We start from the raw sequence: 19,166 nt of genomic DNA on the forward strand, positions 1-19,166 counted from the left end.
ACAGTGCCGATCCTCCCGGTCTCCTCGCCTTCTTTCACCGGAAGTGTATGTTTTCATCAGCTTGATGCAAGCTGTATTTTTAAGCATGGTATTTCGCAAATTTATGAAAACCCGCAATGAATTTTAATAAAGCCATTTAAAAAAGGAGTGGTTATTAATGGCGATAGGAATTATAGGAGCCATGGACGAAGAAATAGATTACTTTCAGGAGTACATTGAAAAATCCGTTAAAGTTGAAAAGGGTCATCAGACGTTCTATAAAGGAAACTGGAACGGGGAAGAAACTGTCCTTGTAAAAAGCGGTGTAGGTAAAGTAAATGCGGCTATGGCGGCTCAAAAAATGATCGATCTATTTGACGTTACAAAAATTATTTTTACCGGGGTGGCCGGAGCTGCGAATCCCAGCCTTAACGTAGGGGATATACTGATTTCTGTTTCTTGCCAGCAGCACGATATTGACGCTTCTCCTCTTGGTTTTAAGAAAGGAACTATACCTATGTTTAACGGACCGTCTGATTTTAAGGCAGATCCTGTTCTTGTAGATACAGCTTACAACTCAGCCCAGAAAACAGCCGGCCAACAGAAAGTATTAAAAGGGAAAGTAGTAAGCGGTGACCAGTTCATAGCCGATAAGGAAAAGATTAGAGAACTTCGCGAGCTGTTCAATGCTGACTGTGTGGAAATGGAAGGCGCCGCAGTTGCCCAGGCAGCCTGTTTTAACAACATTCCGTATGTCGTTATCCGCTCGATTTCAGATAAAGCCAATGGGGAAGCCAACAGAAGTTTTCAGGATTTCATGAAAACAGCCGCGGATAATTCGGCAAAAATTGTTGCTGATATGATGAAAAGCATAAAAAACGAGGAAAATTAATCCTCGTTTTTTGCTGCTGTTGATTTGTTAACTTTTTTGTTGATTTCTAGCTTCATGCCGTGGGCGGTTCGGAGCCTCTTCAGTACAAAAAACCTGTGGAGGCCTTTTTAATTTCCAGATCTTTTACGAGAAAAGTGATCGCTCGCTCTGAAAAATAAAACGGCAATTTGAAGCTTTTTATAAACAAAGCTGGCAGAAGGTAATGCAAGACTAAGATTTAACTTTTTTCTGATGGTCGTAAATTGGCTTTAATGCTTTTAATAACGTTCGTTCATTCTTTTTTTCAATTTCTTTTTTGCGTGGAATCATCGGATACAGTCCTTTTGGATCATACCATTCAGGCGGAAGCTGAACAGGAGCTTCTTCCTGCCAGTTATCCAGCCATACTTTAGGAATAGATTGTTTAAGAGCTTCCTTCTGTTCTGACATTTCAAGCCAAATTAAAGACCATGCTCTTGGGACAACTCTCCAGATGTCGTAGCCGCCTCCACCGACTGCTATCCATTTCCCGTCGCAGAATTCGTGAGCCAGTTCATGAGCTAATTTAGGAATTTCATGAAAAATATTAATCGTTCCGCAAAGGTGGGTAAGTGGATCGTAGTAATGGGCATCAGCCCCATTCTGGGTTAAGATGATATCCGGCTTAAAGTATTCAGTCACTTCCCTCATAGCTGCTTTGTAAGCCACCAGCCATGACTCGTCTTCAGTAAATGCTTCAAACGGAATATTAAAAGAATAACCATAGCCGTCTCCGTGTCCTCTTTCGTTAACATGGCCTGTGCCTGGAAAGAGAAAACGTCCGCTTTCATGAAAAGAGAGCGTACAAACATCCGGGTCGTTGTAGAAAGCCCACTGGACCCCATCCCCGTGATGAGCGTCTGTATCTACATACAGTACGCGGGCATCATATTTTTTACGTATATATTCAATAGCAATTGAACTGTCATTATATATACAGAAACCTGAGGCTTTTCCTCTGAAACCGTGGTGGAGTCCGCCGCCCAGGTTTAAAGCATGCTTGTAACCGTTATCAAAAACATAATCCACTGCTGCAAGCGTTCCTCCTACAAGCCATGCGGCCGCATCATGCATATGAGGAAAGACCGGGGTATCTTCTGTTCCTATACCGAAGGTGGTCCGGTAAGACGAACGGCTTTGTCCCTCCGCTGCACCTATAACTGCTTGCACATAGTCTTCATCATGAATCAGCAATAGCTCGTCAATGGTCGCTTTTCTGGCAGGCAATATAGTTTCAGGGGATAGCGCGCCAAGTTTCATCAGTAAGTCGTTTGTTATTGATAAACGATGCTGGTTGAAAGGGTGCTCATTATGAAATTTATATTGAAGTTGCTCGGGTGAAAAGATATATGCTGCTTCCTGACTCATGGTTTCATCTCCAACTCTGTAGGCCAGATAATCTTATAATTTGCTTCTTTCAATGATTTTAATAAGGGGCGCATATCCATACACTGGACACGAAAAACAAGAATTTTTTTAGTGTTATCACTAAAAGACTGGTATACCAGAACACTTTGAATATTAATTTGGTGATCCTTTATAATGTTAGAGACCTCAGATAACTGTCCGCTTTCATTCGGCACCTCAATTTCAAGACGTGAAGTTGGCATAGCGGCTCCGGTCAACCTTACAAGGGTATGGAGCAAATCGGTTTCTGTAATTATTCCTGCAAGGACGCCGTCCTCTTCAACAGGGAGGCAGCTGATCTGATTTTCAGTCATCGTATTGGCTGACTCTTCGACAAAATCAAGCGGAAGAGCAGTTATGACATTTTCTATCATAACCTTGGAAACAGGAAGGTTAATAAACTCTTTATGCTTCTCATCAAAAATTGAGGGAGCAGCGTCCCTTAAATCCCTGTCTGACACAATACCTAATATTTCATTTTGTTTATTAACGATTGGCAAATGCCTTATTTTATGTGTTTTCATTAAATCGAGCGCTTCCGACACAGGCATATTCCGTTGTGCAACTATAATATCTTTTTTCATAATATCCCTTACGTTCACTGACATACCCCTTCCTGTTCTCAGAACATATATTTATGTTTAAATCTGACACGGTTAAATTCGTGTACCGCATCGGGAGAAACACGTTTACCAATTCGCGCCATCAGGCAGTTTGCCGGGTGTGAACAGATTTCAGGATCATCTGTCGCATACCATTCCAGACCGCCTGTTTTCATAACTTTTTCCATTACATCTCTGTACTCCCAAATTGACAGGCCTGTCCCCCGCAAGTCCCAATGCCAATAATATTCCGTAGTAATAATAATATAATCCTCCATTGCCTCGTCCATCATCGAGACTTTCAGAAGGTGTTTGGCTATTTGATACCCCCGGTAATTAGCAGAGACTTCAATAGCGCCCAATTCGAGGAGGTTATCCAGCTCTACTTCCGACCATCTTTCCAGAGGATCGGGATAAAGATAAATAGCATAGCCAACTATCTTGTTATCTTCCCTTGCGACAATAATCCGGCTTTCGTCCAGATCAGCTACTTTAAGAAGTGCTTTTTTCTGCTGGGGAGGAGGACGGAAAGCGAGAAGCCCTTCATCAAAAATACACTCTTCAATTACTTGTTTCTCAACAGGGCCTTCAATAAGAAATACTTTGTTATCTTTTGCTTTAATTTCCATCGAATGATATGTTTTACGGTGCTTCACAGGCATCCCACCTTGAAGAAAATGTAGTCTTAATAATCTGACAAGACCTTTCTTTTACTATACCATAATCGCTAATTATCCGAGAGGAAAACAAAGGAAATTATATAAAAAAGAGAGAAATCCGCCAGCAGCGGTTTCCCTCTCTCAAGAGTTAATTATTCATTGTTATTGCTGTTTGCTCCGTTATTACTGGCGTTCTCCTCATTGTCATTATTACCATCAGGGTCATTATTATCTGACGCACTATTATAGTTGTTTCCGTCACTGTTATCAGCATTATTGTTATTATCCGAGTTATTCCCACTATTATTTTCATTAGTCGCACCGGAGTTGGTCTCGTTACCTCCGCTATCATTATTAGTGTTATCCGAGTTGTTGCTGCTGCTATTGTTATTGCCATTATTACTTCCATTGTTGCTGTTATTATTACCGGTGTTATTGCTATTATTATTTTCACTGTTGTTATCGTCATTATTGTTGGAGTTGCCATTATTACTTCCATTGTTGCTGTTATTATTACCGGTGTTATTGCTATTATTATTTTCACTGTTGTTATCGCCATTATTGTTACTGTTGCCATTGTCACTTCCATTGTTGCTGCCGTTATTATTATCGTTGTTATTGCCAATATCGCCGCTGCCGGAATCATTATTATTTTCTTCTGAGTTATCATTGGCATTCTCATCGTTATTGGCTGAATTATTATTGTCATTATTATTATCACTGTCATTTTCAGAGGAATCATCAAAAAGTTCGTCAGAAGCAGAACCGTTCTCACCGTCATTATTATCATCAGAAGAACTTTCGTCATCATCATCGGAGGAAGACCCGCCGGTAGTCACTTCATTGCTTGACGATGATTCTCTGCCTGCTGTATCAACAGCTGTTACATAATACGTACCAGACCCTGAATAACTGTAATCTTCATCCCATCTTATTGAGGCGACTTCATTACCAGACGAATTGTATACGCGGTAGCCGATAATATCGTCTTCATGATGGCTGTCCCATGTGACACTTCCACCTGAAGAAGAGACCGATCTTAAGGTGTCCGGTGTCTTGCCGTTATCAGGTGCTTCACGGTCAGGGACCAGATCATCCCAGCCATCTGGAATATATTGTGATAAATCTTCGTCTTCTGCAAAGTCGAAGTATTCTTCTTTAATAGCCACACCAGATCTGGTAAATTCACTAGGAGTAGAATCCAGCGCTTTATACGCGCCATCTTTTACCCTCACATACTGCACTCTTGTCAAACTGTCATCTTCTTCATCAGGTACAAATTCTGAATTGAACAGATCAGTCGTGACGAGACCTGCTTCACGGCATAAATCAGAAGGCAGTTTACCGGAAATGCCGCAAATGGTTTGTTCAACAATACCGCCCGGAGATTCAAAGTCTTCTGAAGGACCTACCAGATCGGAATCGACCTCATAAGCCGCATTGGCAAGTTCCGCCCATAGAAGCTGAGTCCGGTGGCTGTAGCTCATATTATGAACCTCCTCTGAAATAGGATCCCGGTCGTCATAACCAATCCACAGTCCCTGAGTGACATTCGGGTTAAAGCCGACAAACCAGGCATCTATAATTTCATTGGAAGTTCCTGTTTTCCCGGCCCAGTCAGCTTCGAAATTAAGCAAATCATGCATCCGGAAAGCCGTACCTCCCGATACGAGCACGTCTCTCATAATATCAATCATAAGGTAATTTGTCTGCGGGGAGATGATTTCAGTCTCTTTCTCCTCGTGTTCAAAAAGCACCTCTCCGTCTTGCGTTTCTATTTTAGCAATCATAAAAGGATCTTTTCTCTTGCCTTCATTTCCAAAAGTGGAATAAGCAGATGTGTTAGCTTCGACTGTGAGATCAATCGTCCCTAGCGGAGTACTTAAATAAGGCTCGCTTTCATCCATATAGCTTCCGAAACCGTAATTAATTAAAGCTTCCCGCGCGACCTCATGGTCAATTTTTTTAAATTCCCTTACGGCAGGCACGTTTCTTGAAGAAGCATTAGCTTCCCGGGCGGTTATTAAACCTCTGTGCTTATTATCAAAATTTGATAACTCACTGTCTTCATCATCTTCATTATAATAAAATGTGGTATCAGGTGTAATAAAGCCGGGCTGGAGCTCTCCGGTTTCAAACCCGATGGCATAGGTGAGAAGCGGCTTCATCGTTGAACCTGTAGACCGTTCAGCTCTTGTTGCATGGTTGAAATTCTGGTGTTCAAAATCACGTCCGCCTACAAAACTGAGAATAGCGCCCGTAGAGTTCTCTAAAAGCATAGACCCGGGTTCTTCTTTCCTCATCACTTCCACTTCTTCACCGTCTTGATCTATTAAAGTCTCCGGCCTGTCTTTATCAAAATACTCGAAGTTCTCTATAACTTCCTGCTGGGCATCGTAAATATCTTTATTTATCGTTGTATGAATTTTATATCCATTACGCTGAAGTGCCCGCTCGGCTTCTTCTCTATACCGGGTGATCATCAGGTTCCGGCGGTCGTCGTCTTCAATTGCATCAAGGTCCACCTCATCTTTTTCCATGAGGGCGAACGTCAGTTTATCCTCAGCTCTTCTTCTTACTTCATCTATAATAAACGGGTATTCGTCAAGGCTTGTTGGCTGCCTTTCCGCTAAGTTTGCTCTGATATCATAATTTCGGGCTTCTTCAAGCTCTTCATCGTTAATGTAGCCTCTTGAATGCATTCTGCTTAGCACAGTATCCATCCTGTGAAGGGCTGCATCAAAATTCTCTTTAACTTCTCCACTCCCAGTAAAAGGAGTGTAAGCAAAAGGACTTTGAGGGAGCCCGGCAATAAAAGCAGCCTGTGCTATATTTAATTCGGACGCATCGACACCGAATATTCCCTGCGCGGCAGCCTGTGCGCCCGCTACTTGCCGGCCGTTAGCGTTTCTTCCAAAAGGCACCACATTCATATAGGCTTCTAAAATTTCCTCCTTCTCAAAAAAGTTTTCAGTACGCATAGCCAGCAGGATTTCAGCAGCTTTCCGGTCATGGGTCACTTCACTGGTCAGCAGCTGGTTTTTTATAAGCTGCTGCGTCAGTGTACTTCCGCCTGTCTGGGTGCTTGCACCGGAGAAATCCTGATAAACTGCACGGAAAAGTGCTTTAGGAACAATTCCTTCATGTTCAAAGAAGTATTCATCTTCTGTAGCAATCACAGCCTCAATTAAGGTTTGAGACATATCTTCCAGAGGAATCTCTCTCCGTTCAAGAGGGGTTGGCATATCTCCTAAATAAATGTCGTCTGCGAAATAAATTTCTGTAGCTGATTCATAATCGTAAATTTCATTTTGCATCTCTTCGTAACTCGGTACCGGTTCATCCTGTACTAATGAGGCAAAATAACCTGCTGCTGCCCCGCCTACAAAAAACAAGGAAATAAGGGCCAGAGCAGAAAATATTAAAAATAAGTTCCATAGAACCTGAGAGGTCACCCTTACTCCTTTAAAGACATATTGAGGTTCTTTCCGGTTAAAGAACTCTGTTATGGATCGTCGATCGCTCATCTTCATACCTCCTAAAAATTCACTCATATTATAGCATAACCGGAATATGGAATATAGCCTCAAGCGTGGAACACTTTTCTCACATTGACAAGCAAACTGCAAGTATGATATTAATATAAATCATAATGAAAATATAAGTGACTGTGAAAAGGATAAAGTAGTTTGCGTCTCCCTGTCCCAGAGAGCCGGTGGTGCTGTAAACCGGTATAAAGTCGTCAAATGAATTACCTCCTTGGAGTTATCTCGTGGAAACACGAAGCGTATGATGAGGCGTTAACTCATTTTTGAGCCGGGAATTATTATTCCAATCAGGGTGGTACCGCGATTTATTCGTCCCTTATTATTTAAGGGGCGTTTTTTAGTGGCTTAAAAAATTGAGGACTTAAGGTCATTGGGGAACAAAGTCTACTAGAGGAAGCCACCCCGGTTCTGAGAAAAGCATTCAGACCATACCGTTTAGTTGATTTTTAAAAACAAAGCGGAGGGTTAAATCAATGATATGAGGTGAAAGATATGACATTATTGGAAGATTTACAATTTCGGGGCCTTGTCAATCAGGTTACAGATGAAGAAGGGTTAGAAGAGCTCCTTAATAAGGAGTCTGTGAAGTTATATTGCGGGTTTGACCCGACAGGAGACAGTCTTCATATTGGACACTTATTAACTATTTTAACTTTACGCAGGTTTCAGCTGGCCGGGCATAAACCGTATCCGCTGGTTGGCGGAGCGACAGGGCTTATAGGTGACCCTAGCGGAAAAAAAGCTGAAAGAACCTTAAACGAACAAAGTGTCGTGGAGGGGTACAGTAACAAAATCAAGAGCCAGTTAATGAGATTTCTTGATTTTGACGGAGAAAACGGAGCAACACTTGTTAATAATTATGACTGGATCGGCTCGATGACGGTGATTGACTTCCTGAGAGATGTAGGGAAATACTTCGGGTTAAATTATATGCTTGCAAAAGAATCAGTTGAGTCGCGTATATCATCGGGTATTTCATTTACTGAATTCAGTTACCAGATTCTCCAGTCATATGATTTTTACAGATTAAATAAAGAAGAAGGCGTAAAAGTGCAAATAGGGGGAAGTGACCAGTGGGGAAATATTACAGCAGGCCTTGAGCTTATCCGCCGGATGACAGGTGCAGAAGAAGGCGACAGGCCAGAAGCATTTGGTTTCACTATTCCTTTGGTCACTAAAGCTGACGGATCAAAGTTTGGTAAAACAGAGGGCGGAGCAATATGGCTCGATGCTGAAAAAACGTCCCCTTACGAATTTTACCAGTTTCTTTTAAATACAGATGACCAGGACGTCATAAAGTTTCTTAAATACTTTACTTTTCTCTCTAAAGAAGAGATTGATGAGCTTGAAGTTGAGCTTAAGGAACGGCCGCATGAAAGGCTGCCTCACCGGCGTCTTGCTGAAGAGCTTACCCGGTTTGTGCACAGTGAAGAAGCATTAAATCAGGCTAAACGCATCAGTGAAGCTCTATTCGGCGGCGGTGATTTAAAGCAGTTGAGCGGGGAGGAAGTTTTACAAGGGTTTAAAGATGTGCCGTCCTACTCTGTCCAGGAGGATAAAAAAGGGTTAATTGATCTGCTTGCAGAAGCGGGAATATCTCCATCAAAGCGGCAGGCGAGAGAGGATATAAAGAACGGAGCCATTTATATTAATGGTGACCGCTGCCAGGAAATGACTAAGTCTATGGATGAAGAAGATAAGATCGACGGTCAATTCACCATTATTCGCAGAGGAAAGAAGAAGTTTTATCTTATTAAATATTAAGAAGAGAGGATCCCGGGTTTGGAAGACCCGGGATCCTTTTAAATGTAAATTAATTGTTAATTTTTGCTGATAAGCATATATGTGAAGAAATTAACATTGGCTCCATAATTTAAATTAAAACCATTGAATTTATCACCTTCTTTCTACCTTACTTGTATATACAAGAAGCAACTTAAAAACTATTTTAAATAAACATATTGAATAATAATTAAAGGTTACTTATAATGAAAGCACTTACATAAGGTCATCAGATGACCGGATGAACTTACTTCTGGGTCTTGGAGGACTGCAGTTTACCCCTCAGGCCAAATTTACACTGTAGGAGGAATTAGATGTTACTTTTAACTGCTTTTAGTGCAATTATTGCCCCATTCATTTTCTTAGTCCTGCTAAGAATGCCTGCCAAAAAAGGTATGCTTTACAGCGCACTTATTGTCATTTTACTTGCATTTGCTGTTTGGGGAATGGACTGGCAAGTTCTATCAGCCTCAATTTTACAGGGCGCTCACAGAGCTTTGACCATCCTGTTTATTCTGTTTGGCGCGATTGTGTTATTAAACACTTTACGGCATACAGGGGCGGTTGACAGAATTAACGAAGGGTTCCGTAATATTTCTCCAGATATGAGAGTACAGGTTATTATTGTAGCTTTCCTTTTTGGCGGACTAATAGAAGGGGCGGCAGGCTTTGGAACACCTGCAGCAGTAACAGGCCCATTGATGGTTGCTTTAGGTTTTACACCTCTTGCAGCGGCAACAACTGCATTAATTGCAGACAGCACCTCAGTTTCTTTTGGAGCGGTTGGTACACCTGTTATTGTGGGATTAAGTAATATCGACGGAGCCGGGATCGGCTTCTTTCAGACTATTGGAATTCACATTACTTTAATGGATTTGCTGATTGGGACATTAGTTCCTTTTATACTCGTTATCGTACTGACTCTTTCTTTCGGTAAAGACAAATCTTTAAAACATGCTTTACCCATGCTGCCATGGACACTCCTTGTAGGAGCCTCCTATTCTGTCTCTGCGGCAGTTTACGCAGCATTATTCGGACCGGAATTTGTAGCTATTTTAGCCTCTTTAACCGCGCTTGCAGTGGCCACACTGACAGCAAAGAAAAACTTTCTGCTTCCAAAGGACCCATGGCAAGGTGCCTTGATTAAAGGGTTTAAAGCAGAAGAGAAAAAATCAGAAATGAGTCTTGTTTCGGCTTGGAGTCCTTATTTTATTGTGGTGGCCCTTCTTTTATTAACGCGGATCATACCGGCTGTACAAAATTTCACTCAGACAGCTGTTGATTTCACATGGAACGATATTCTCGGTATTGATGGAGTAACCTCAGCTTGGGAATTCCTTTATTCTCCGGGAGCTGTGCTTGTACTTGCTGCGTTTATCTCAATTTTCACCCAACGTACGAAGATCTCAAGTTTTACAAAAGCTTCAAAGGAGTCTCTTAACGCGATTAAAGGAGCAACTTTGGCTCTCTTTCCGACGCTCGCGCTCGTTCAGGTTTTTACCAACTCCGGAATTAATACAAATGACCTTATAGCTATGCCGGAGTATATAGCGGTAACTATGGCTGGCGCGCTTGGTGGAGTCTGGTTATTCGTAGCGCCGTACCTCGGTCTGTTAGGTTCTTTTATTACCGGAAGCGCGACTGTTTCTACTCTGACTTTCTCTCCAATCCAGTATAATGTGGCTATAGAGACGGGTTTAAGTACAAATGTCATACTTGCTCAGCAAGTAGCGGGGTCAGCCGCAGGGAATATGATATGTGTCCATAACGTCGTAGCTGCGTCAGCCGTGGTAGGATTGGTCGGTAAAGAAGGAGATATTATAAGGAAAACGCTTCTTCCGGCTCTGATTTATGCCTTGTTCCTTGGAATTGCGGGTTCCATTTTAGTATTATTTATGTAAAATAATAGGAAGGAGGGCGTCTGTGATGACGCTCCCTTCTTTACTTTATCATTTAAAAAGGGTAATATTTCCAAAGTGATAGATGGGGTTTGGATATAGAAGTGTACAGACAGTCATCAGATGACCTTATGACTTGTGTAAAAGGAGAGGACTTATTATGAAGGTATCATTATTTTTAACGTGTCTCGCAGATGTGGTTTATCCTGCTTCTGTCGGACAGAGTACAGTTGAAGTGCTTGAAAGGCTTGGATGTGAGGTGGATTTCCCGAAAAAGCAGACATGCTGTGGACAGCCTGCTTTTAACAGCGGCTTTCATCGCGAATCAAAAGAAGTTGCTCAGCATATGATCAAAACATTTGAACATGCGGAATATGTGGTCTCACCATCTGGTTCCTGTGTATCAATGCTGAAAGAATATCCGCACTTGTTTGCTGATGATCCTGATTGGGCAGACAGAGCGAGTCAGCTGGCAGATAAATCGTATGAACTCACTCAATTTATTGTTGAAGTCCTTAAAGTGGAAGATGTAGGAGCTGAGCTTGAAGCGAATGTTACTTATCATACCTCCTGCCATATGACCCGACTGCTTGGAGTCAGGGACGCCCCTATGAAATTATTAGCAAATGTTAAAGGGCTGAAATTTACTGAATTGCCTAATAAACAGCAATGCTGTGGATTTGGCGGAACCTTCAGCGTTAAAATGGTTCCGATTTCAGAACAGATGGTTAATGAGAAGGTAGAACATATAGAAGAAACGAATGCAGACGTCCTGATAGGTGCTGACCTTGGATGCTTAATGAATATCGGCGGGCGGATTGAAAGGCAGGGGAAACCGGTGAAAGTCATGCATATTGCAGAGGTGCTGAACAGCCAGGGATCATAAGAATGACAACAAGATAGGAGTGAAAACATGGGAGTCAGAATAGGCAGCGAGAAGTTTTTTGACCGCGTAGATAAAGGAATCAATAATGAGTTTATGAGAAAAGCAGTCGTGGAAGCTCAAACCCGTTTGGAGGGAAGAAAGACTAAAACCCAGGAGGAAATGGGCAACTGGGAGGACTGGAGAGACCTCTCTGAGGAAATCCGCCAGCATACTCTGGACAACCTTGATTTTTATTTAGAACAGTTTGCAGAAAACGTAGCTGAGCAGGGCGGACATGTCTTTTTTGCCGAGTCAGCGGAGGAAGCAAATGACTATATAACCAACGTGGTAAAAAAGAAGAATGCAAAAAATATTATTAAATCTAAATCGATGGTAACAGAAGAGATTGGAATGAATGAAGCATTGGAAGAAACAGGGTGCAACGTAGTGGAATCAGACCTTGGCGAGTGGATTCTGCAGTTGGATGACCATGATCCGCCTTCTCATATCGTCGTACCCGCCCTTCATAAGAACAAAGAACAAATCCGCGAAACCTTTCATGAAAAAAGGCAGTACAGCAACTCGTCGGATCCTAATGAACTTGCTCTGTTTGCAAGAGAACAGTTAAGAAAGGACTTCCTTTCTGCAGAAGTGGGCATAACCGGCTGTAACTTTGCAGTCGCTGAATCGGGTTCTGTGTCTCTTGTCACCAATGAAGGGAATGCCAGGCTGGCAACTACTCTTCCTGAAACACAAATTACAGTAATGGGAATGGAACGGATTGTCCCAACGTGGAAAGAGCTGGACATCCTTGTCAGCATGCTTTGCAGAAGTGCCGTGGGACAAAAACTAACGAGTTATATTACAGGCTTGACAGCTGTAAAAGAAGACGGGGATGTGGATGGTCCTGAAGAATTTCACGTGGTAATTGTAGATAACGGCCGTTCAAAAATACTTGGTACAAAATATCAGTCAGCCCTTCAGTGTATCCGCTGTGCAGCCTGTATAAACGTATGCCCTGTCTACCGGCATGTTGGCGGTCACTCTTACGGATCTATTTATCCCGGGCCGATTGGAGCTGTCCTTACGCCGCTTCTTGATGGATATGAGGACCATAAAGAACTGCCCTATGCTTCTTCACTGTGCGCCGCATGTACTGAAGCCTGTCCGGTCAAGATCCCGCTCCATGAACTGCTCGTTGAACACCGGAAGGACATCGTTGAAAAAACAGGGAAAATAGGTTTTGCAGAAAAGATGGCTATGAAAGGGTACGCTAAAGCTGCCAGTAATCCTAATCTTTATAAAATGGGAACCAATATGGCGCCTTCCTACATTAAATCAATTGCAAAAAGTGAAGAGGATGGAAAAGGAAAAGGTGTAGGACCTGTAAAACTGTGGACCAATATTCGCGATCTTCCGGAATCAGACGGTAACTCCTTCCGTAAGTGGTTTGAAAACAGGAGTAAAGGGGGCGATCAATAATGAAACAAGGCACAATTCACAATAAAGACCGTTTTTTAAATAAGGTGGCAGACCGTTTAAACAGAAAGCGGATCACTGAAGAAGTTCAGCTTCCAACTTGGAGTAAACAGCCGCAATATGAGGTGTTCGACGGTTTATCACAAGACGAATTGCTTGATCAGTTTGTTCTCCAGTGCGATGCTATCCACACAAATGTGATTGTAACTGAAGCTGACAAGCTGAATGACGATTTTGACAAGGTCATTCAGGATATGGGAGGAGGATCCATCGTTCACTGGGATGATCCGCGTTTTGAATCTTTCGGTTTGGACAGTGCGCTTAAAAAGCAACAAGAACAGGGGACTGACGTTCACTGCTGGAATTACCAATTAGGCGAGGCAAATATTAAAAAAGCCGAACAAGCGAACATAGGGATTACCTTTTCAGATATGACACTTACGGAATCAGGCACCGTTGTCCTGTTCAGTGACAAAGGGAAAGGCCGTTCAGTCAGCCTCCTTCCTCAGCGCTATGTAGCTATTATACCTAAAAGTACTCTCGTACCGAGAATGACACAGGCGGCGGAAAAAATACATGAAATTGCTAAAGAGCAGGGAAGAATGCCTTCATGTATAAATTTCATTTCAGGACCAAGTAATTCCGCAGACATTGAATTGCGTCTCGTAGTAGGGGTGCACGGACCGGTTCAGGCCACGTATATAGTAGTCGACGATAAATAACGTCTCACGTTTAAAACCGTCGCATTTTCAATACAAACCAAAATAGCACCCGAACTGTCCCAAGCCTGCCTGCTGTGAAGAAGAACAGGCTGCCTGAAGCAAAATAATTCATGAAATAAGAAAGCCCAAACCATTGGTGAATCCAAGGTTTGGGCTTTCTTTGATTTTTTGGGTATTAACGGGAATACCACTCAACGATAAGCTGTTCATTGATTTCCGCAGGTAGTTCAGAACGTTCAGGTAAACGTGTGAATGTACCTTCAAGTTTGTCTGCGTCGAATTCAACGAATGCAGGAGTGAAGTCGTTAACTTCAACAGCTTCTTTAACAATATCAAGGTTGCGGGACTTTTCGCGGAGTCCGATTGTCTGACCAGGCTGAACCCGGTAAGATGGAATGTCAACGCGGCCGCCGTCTACAGTAACGTGTCCGTGGTTAACAAGTTGACGGGCCTGACGGCGAGTACGCGCAAGACCTAAACGGTAAACAATGTTGTCAAGACGGGATTCAAGCAGAACCATAAAGTTCTCACCATGGATACCCTCACGTTTGCCAGCCTGTTCGAACAGACGGTGGAATTGACGCTCATTCATGCCGTACATGTGACGAAGCTTCTGCTTTTCTTGAAGCTGAAGTCCGTATTCAGTTAATTTCTTTCTTTGGTTCGGTCCGTGTTGCCCCGGGCCGTAAGGGCGCTTTTGAAGCTCTTTTCCAGTGCCGCTAAGAGAAATTCCAAGGCGGCGTGAAAGCTTCCAGCTTGGTCCAGTATATCGAGCCATAAGTAGCTCCTCCTTTTAATAAGAAAATTTCGTGAAATAATTAACAGTAGTAATCCCGTTCGCACAGCCATTTCATTTTAGGCATCTTCGCCTCGACAGCTAGAGGTTACACAATACCCCTCGCATTTAGCGGGAATGAAATGAACAACACGACGTTTACTTTGGCTGTCTTATTTGCACAAAGTACAGTTTATAATTTTTTATAACTAAAGTCAAGGTAAATCTCTTTAAAATCAGTAACTGCCCGCCATTTATAAGTAAGAAGATTGCTTTATCCCAATGATTTTTTTTAATTCATGTGTAATAATAGAGAGAGAATATATTAGAATAGCCAAGCACTAGTTAATTATAATAAAAGCGCCACAAGCGATTTTTCAAATCACTTTGTGACGCTTTTATTATACATGTTTAAGCAGAACCTGGACAAATTGTTCAAGCCCTTTCTCATCATCTTCAGAGAAACGGTTTTTAAGAGGGCTGTCAATATCGAGTACACCTAATAGCTCGCCGTTTCGAATTAAAGGGATAACAATTTCGGAATTGGAAGCTGCATCACACGCGATATGACCCGGGAACTGGTGAACGTCATCCACACGCATCGTTCTTTTGTCTTTTACCGCTGTTCCGCATACTCCTTTTCCATAGGCAATTCTTACGCAGGCAGGCAGCCCTTGAAATGGACCCAATACTAATCCGCCGTCTTTCCATATGTAGAAACCAACCCAGTTAACGTCTTTTAAAAACTGGTTTAACAAGGCTGAAGCATTGCTTAAATTGGCTGTTTGGTTACTTTCCCCATCGAGTAAAGCATCCAGCTGACGTGATAATAAATCGTATTGTTCCTGTATCGGCCCCTCATAAGTTTGCGACTGAAACACTGTATTCACCCTTTCGAACATTTTTGAAAATTATAACACACGGGGCTGTTGCTAAGAAATACTAAAGATTTTGTCGAGTGATTTAGGCAGGAAAAAGCGTGGCTGGAAGGGAAATAAATACACAGAAGAACCATGAGCAGCAGAGCAGGAGGGTAAGCAGGATGAATAAAAAAGCCTCAAAAGAAAAGGTTATGCAAGCTGCCATTGAGATGTTTAATATGAAGGGATTTACGGGATCTTCAGTGAGGGATATTGCCAATAAGGCGGGAGCCAATGTAGCGTTAATCTCTTATTATTTCGGGAGTAAACAAGGGTTACTGGAACATTTGATGACAGGATTTCTGGAAGGTTATGTCTCAGCGATTGAAGTTCAATGTGAAAAACTGGCGTACGAGAATGGAGAAGAACTTGTATTTGACCGATTATTAAAGGCTATTTGGAATGTAATGGTTTACCAGCAGAACAACCATGAGCTTGCGAGGTTTATCCACCGGGAGATAACACTGGATACCACCCTCGTCAGAGAACTCATGGCTTCCTACCTGGCTAAAGAGAAACACCTTTACCATACACTTCTTAACGCGGCTTATGAAAAAGGGGAAATGGCAACACGCCCAAATGAATATTTTGTGCTGCAGCTTCGCGGCATGCTTACAATGCCATTTCTGCATCCGCAATATATCAGGGAAGTTTATCATTTAATGCCCCATGAAAACCACTTCTTAGACCAGTATTTTTCAGAATTGTGTCAATGGGTTGCAACCCATTTTAAAGAATGTGTGATAGCTGTTCCGGCTCCCGAAAGCTAATTAAAAATATTTTTCGACAGATGACCTGCCGCCTCCTGTCCTGCCGGCGCTGTGAGCATCAGAACCGTATACAAGCGGTATATCAAGGGAGACTGCTTTTTCAATCCACCTTTGAGGAGGGTATGTTTCTTTACAGTACACTTTTTCGAGACCGGCTGTATTTACATCCATTTCTTTCCTGTACTCATTGAGGGCGGTCATTACTTCCTCCAAAAATAAAGAATCATCAAAGTTCCGCGGAAAAAGTTTCTGGAATTTTCTTATGAGTGTGATGTGCCCGATACGTACAGGTGTAAAAGGACCCAGGTCAGCTTTCACGGATTGAAGCAAAGTTTTGTAATACAGTTCATAGCTCTTTTTCAATGAGCCGCATTTTTCAATAAGTGACTGGAAGGCTTCCGGACTGTAGTCCAGGCAGATATAGGAATTGTCCGGCAACCGCAGAAAATGCACAGAAAGAATGGTATCATCCAGCTTTCCGCCCCACTCATTAAGAAAAGATGCAGTTTCTATTTCATAGCCATCAATATAATCAACTTCTAACCCTGTATTAACGTTGATTTTGCTGGAATAATAGTTCTTTAATTCCTCGGCTGCCTTTAAATATTCAGGCAGTACGTCTAATGTAATAGCGCTGTCCTGGCCGGGTACCGGGTCTTTGAACCCCCGGGGTAAAGGAGCATGCTCTGTAAATGAAATTGAGGAGAGCCCCAGTTTGATTGCCCGTTCTATGTATTCTTCCATTTTATCTGCAGAGCCGTGGGGGCAAAAATGCGAGTGAACATGACCATCATGTAAGATCACTAGAAAAACTCCTTTCTTTTTCTTTTCCCTGTAAAAAACATGAATAAATCCGACCAAATTTGACTTTTCCGTGATATGATAGAAGGGAGAATTTAATTAAAGATGAAGAAATTTGTAAAAGAATCATACATATTCCATCCTGAATTTCCAGATCAACCCTTTAAAATATTCCAAGTTTTATAAGGGAGGTATTCGGGTATATTTTATCACACTTTTCAATTCAACAGGGTGTAAGGGGGCCTCATGAGAATGTTATATATTATTTATGGTGCAATTCTTCTTTTCTTGATTGTGATTATTTATGGGGCATGGGCGAGAAAGAAGATTTTTAAAGAAGTAGACCGGCTTGAAAATGAGAAGATGCAGCTGATGAACGAGCCTGTGACAGAAGAGCTTTCAAAGATTAAAGGGTTAAAAATGTCCGGGGAAACTGAAGAAAGATTTGAACAGTGGAGGGAAGAGTGGGATAACATTGTTACTATCCAGCTCCCTGATATGGAAGAGAAACTGTTCGACATAGAAGAGATGGCTAATAAATACCGTTTCCAAAAAGCCAGAGAGTATATAAAGTTTGTAGATGAAGAGCTGGAGGCTCTGAAGGAACAGATGAAACAAATGATTGAGGAAGTAGACCAGCTCATACATAGTGAAGAACAAAATCGTCAGGATATAAATGGTGTGAAGGATTTATACGATGAAACAAAGAAAAAGTTATGGGTTCAAAAAGGAACGCTCGGACAAGCAGCTGGTATATTAGAACAAAGAATGCAGGAAATTGCCGGGATGTTTGAAACATTTGACACTCATACAGAAGAAGGGAATTATTTTCAGGCCAGAGAGGTTCTGCTGACCATTGAGGAATTATTGAATGAGTATGACAAACATATAAATAACATCCCTCAATATCTCGTTAAAATGGAAAAAGATCTTCCCAGACAGTTAAATGAGCTTGAAAACGGCTTAGAAGAAATGGCTGAAAATGGTTATCCTGTTCACCATTTCTCTTACCATTGGCAGGTAACTGACATGAAGCGGCGCCTCGAAGCATCTTTACCGCTAATAGAAAACCTTAAACTTGAAGAAGCTGAAAAGCCGGTCGAAAACATTGAAAATGAAATAAACGATATTTACGAAAAACTTGAACACGAGGTTCTTTCCAGAAATTATGTTGAGAAAGAGCTTCCGGTTTTAAGAGATAAATTAAGTGAACTGCCGGATTTATTTGAACACTTAAGAGCCGAAACTGAAGCGATTAAATTAAATTATCAGCTGGATGAAGAACATGACAAAAAGCAGTTTAAACTCGAAAAACATATTAAGGATTTGTTTAATCAGTTTGCGGTGATTGATGATGCGGTGGAAGAAAAGAAGCAGTCTTTTACTGCTTTAAGGCAGATGATTAATGAGATCCATGCGGAATTGGAAAAGATTGAAAATGAGATTGCAGAGGAAAAGAAAAACCTGAACCATCTCAGAAGTGATGAGATTAAAGCAGAGGAAAATATAAAGGAGCTGAAAGGGATTCTTTTGAAAAGCCAAAAGCATCTTAGACAGAGTAATATCCCGGGGATTCCTGAAAACCTTATATACAAGCTGGACGAGGCCGAAAAATTGTTGAAAGAAGCTTCCCAGGGGCTGACCGAAGTCCCAATTTCGATGCAGGAAATTAATAAGAAAGTAGAAGCTTCCAGGGAGTATGTAGATAAATCGGTTGAACTGTTAAATGAAACAATTGAACAGGCTAAGCTGGCTGAACTGGTTATCCAATACGGAAACCGCTATAGAAGCCACAATCAGGAAGTGAATATTAAGTTATTACAAGCGGAAGACCGTTTTAGAAACTACCTTTACGAAGAAGCACTTGAATTAGCTTTGGAGGCTATTGAGCCTCACGAACCTGATATCCTGGATAAAATTAAAGAACAGGAACAACTTTCATTGTCTTATTCTTAATAGGGGGATGAAAGGAGTTATTCAAGGACTATGTGAGCCGCCTAATATCATTTTAGAAATCTGTTTCAACAGTTTTTGGATGACGGGTTGGGG

General features: G+C 41.8%; 15 protein-coding genes and 1 other annotated feature. Of the genes, 8 read left to right on the forward strand and 7 right to left on the reverse strand.

Annotated features, from left to right (window positions below; all coding sequences use genetic code 11):
- Positions 1 to 157: 157 nt before the first annotated feature.
- Entirely contained in the window at positions 158 to 871 is a 714-nt protein-coding gene (locus tag BMW59_RS17660) for a 5'-methylthioadenosine/adenosylhomocysteine nucleosidase (protein ID WP_093054963.1), read from the forward strand.
- 210 nt (positions 872 to 1,081) lie between these two features.
- Here BMW59_RS17660 and BMW59_RS17665 read toward each other — a convergent pair whose 3' ends face one another.
- The 4 genes from BMW59_RS17665 to BMW59_RS17680 all read right to left on the reverse strand — a co-directional run bounded on the left by BMW59_RS17665 (position 1,082) and on the right by BMW59_RS17680 (position 7,084).
- Entirely contained in the window at positions 1,082 to 2,257 is a 1,176-nt protein-coding gene (locus tag BMW59_RS17665; RefSeq protein WP_093054965.1) for an acetoin utilization protein AcuC, read from the reverse strand.
- A complete protein-coding gene (locus BMW59_RS17670) occupies positions 2,254 to 2,880 on the reverse strand; it encodes a CBS and ACT domain-containing protein (protein WP_093055041.1) in 627 nt (208 codons plus the stop codon). Before BMW59_RS17670 ends, BMW59_RS17665 begins: the two co-directional genes overlap by 4 nt.
- 38 nt (positions 2,881 to 2,918) lie before the next feature.
- The gene (locus BMW59_RS17675) at positions 2,919 to 3,554 is read right to left on the reverse strand and encodes a GNAT family N-acetyltransferase (protein ID WP_093054967.1); all 636 of its coding nucleotides are present in this window, start codon (positions 3,552 to 3,554) and stop codon (positions 2,919 to 2,921) included.
- 155 nt (positions 3,555 to 3,709) lie between these two features.
- Entirely contained in the window at positions 3,710 to 7,084 is a 3,375-nt protein-coding gene (locus BMW59_RS17680) for a transglycosylase domain-containing protein (protein ID WP_093054969.1), read from the reverse strand.
- 134 nt (positions 7,085 to 7,218) lie between these two features.
- Positions 7,219 to 7,425, forward strand: a binding site (T-box leader).
- A 172-nt stretch (positions 7,426 to 7,597) separates the two neighbouring features.
- Here BMW59_RS17680 and tyrS point away from each other — a divergent pair.
- From tyrS to BMW59_RS17705, 5 genes are all read left to right on the forward strand, one after another.
- Positions 7,598 to 8,869, forward strand: a complete 1,272-nt coding sequence (gene tyrS / locus BMW59_RS17685) for a tyrosine--tRNA ligase (protein ID WP_093054971.1) — start codon at positions 7,598 to 7,600, stop codon at positions 8,867 to 8,869.
- 332 nt (positions 8,870 to 9,201) lie between these two features.
- Positions 9,202 to 10,788, forward strand: coding sequence for an L-lactate permease (locus BMW59_RS17690; RefSeq protein ID WP_093054973.1), 1,587 nt, complete (start codon positions 9,202 to 9,204; stop codon positions 10,786 to 10,788).
- Positions 10,789 to 10,945: 157 nt separating this feature from the next.
- Complete coding sequence (locus BMW59_RS17695) at positions 10,946 to 11,671, forward strand: (Fe-S)-binding protein (protein WP_093054975.1); 726 nt, start codon at positions 10,946 to 10,948, stop codon at positions 11,669 to 11,671.
- A 27-nt stretch (positions 11,672 to 11,698) separates the two neighbouring features.
- A complete protein-coding gene (locus tag BMW59_RS17700) occupies positions 11,699 to 13,132 on the forward strand; it encodes a LutB/LldF family L-lactate oxidation iron-sulfur protein (protein WP_093054977.1) in 1,434 nt (477 codons plus the stop codon).
- Positions 13,132 to 13,851: a LutC/YkgG family protein gene (locus tag BMW59_RS17705; protein ID WP_093054979.1), complete on the forward strand. Its 720-nt coding sequence runs from the start codon at positions 13,132 to 13,134 to the stop codon at positions 13,849 to 13,851. Before BMW59_RS17700 ends, BMW59_RS17705 begins: the two co-directional genes overlap by 1 nt.
- A gap of 175 nt (positions 13,852 to 14,026) precedes the next feature.
- Here the strand turns inward: BMW59_RS17705 and rpsD are convergent, their stop codons facing one another.
- Together rpsD and BMW59_RS17715 are read right to left on the reverse strand one after the other, a co-directional pair.
- Positions 14,027 to 14,629, reverse strand: a complete 603-nt coding sequence (rpsD, locus tag BMW59_RS17710) for a 30S ribosomal protein S4 (protein ID WP_093054981.1) — start codon at positions 14,627 to 14,629, stop codon at positions 14,027 to 14,029.
- A 398-nt stretch (positions 14,630 to 15,027) separates the two neighbouring features.
- Complete coding sequence (locus tag BMW59_RS17715) at positions 15,028 to 15,507, reverse strand: GAF domain-containing protein (protein WP_093054983.1); 480 nt, start codon at positions 15,505 to 15,507, stop codon at positions 15,028 to 15,030.
- Positions 15,508 to 15,668: 161 nt separating this feature from the next.
- Between BMW59_RS17715 and refZ the strand changes: the two genes are divergently transcribed.
- A complete protein-coding gene (gene refZ / locus BMW59_RS17720) occupies positions 15,669 to 16,316 on the forward strand; it encodes a forespore capture DNA-binding protein RefZ (RefSeq protein WP_093054985.1) in 648 nt (215 codons plus the stop codon).
- Here refZ and hisJ read toward each other — a convergent pair whose 3' ends face one another.
- Positions 16,317 to 17,120 carry a histidinol-phosphatase HisJ gene (hisJ, locus tag BMW59_RS17725; protein WP_245733213.1) on the reverse strand — a complete coding sequence of 268 codons (804 nt, stop codon included), beginning with the start codon at positions 17,118 to 17,120 and terminating at the stop codon, positions 16,317 to 16,319.
- A 249-nt stretch (positions 17,121 to 17,369) separates the two neighbouring features.
- Here hisJ and ezrA point away from each other — a divergent pair, with 249 nt between their 5' ends.
- Positions 17,370 to 19,073: a septation ring formation regulator EzrA gene (gene ezrA, locus BMW59_RS17730; RefSeq protein ID WP_177174418.1), complete on the forward strand. Its 1,704-nt coding sequence runs from the start codon at positions 17,370 to 17,372 to the stop codon at positions 19,071 to 19,073.
- Positions 19,074 to 19,166 lie beyond the last annotated feature (93 nt).

It is taken from the genome of Salipaludibacillus aurantiacus (genome assembly GCF_900111295.1).
In the GTDB taxonomy this organism is placed as follows: domain Bacteria; phylum Bacillota; class Bacilli; order Bacillales; family Salisediminibacteriaceae; genus Salipaludibacillus; species Salipaludibacillus aurantiacus.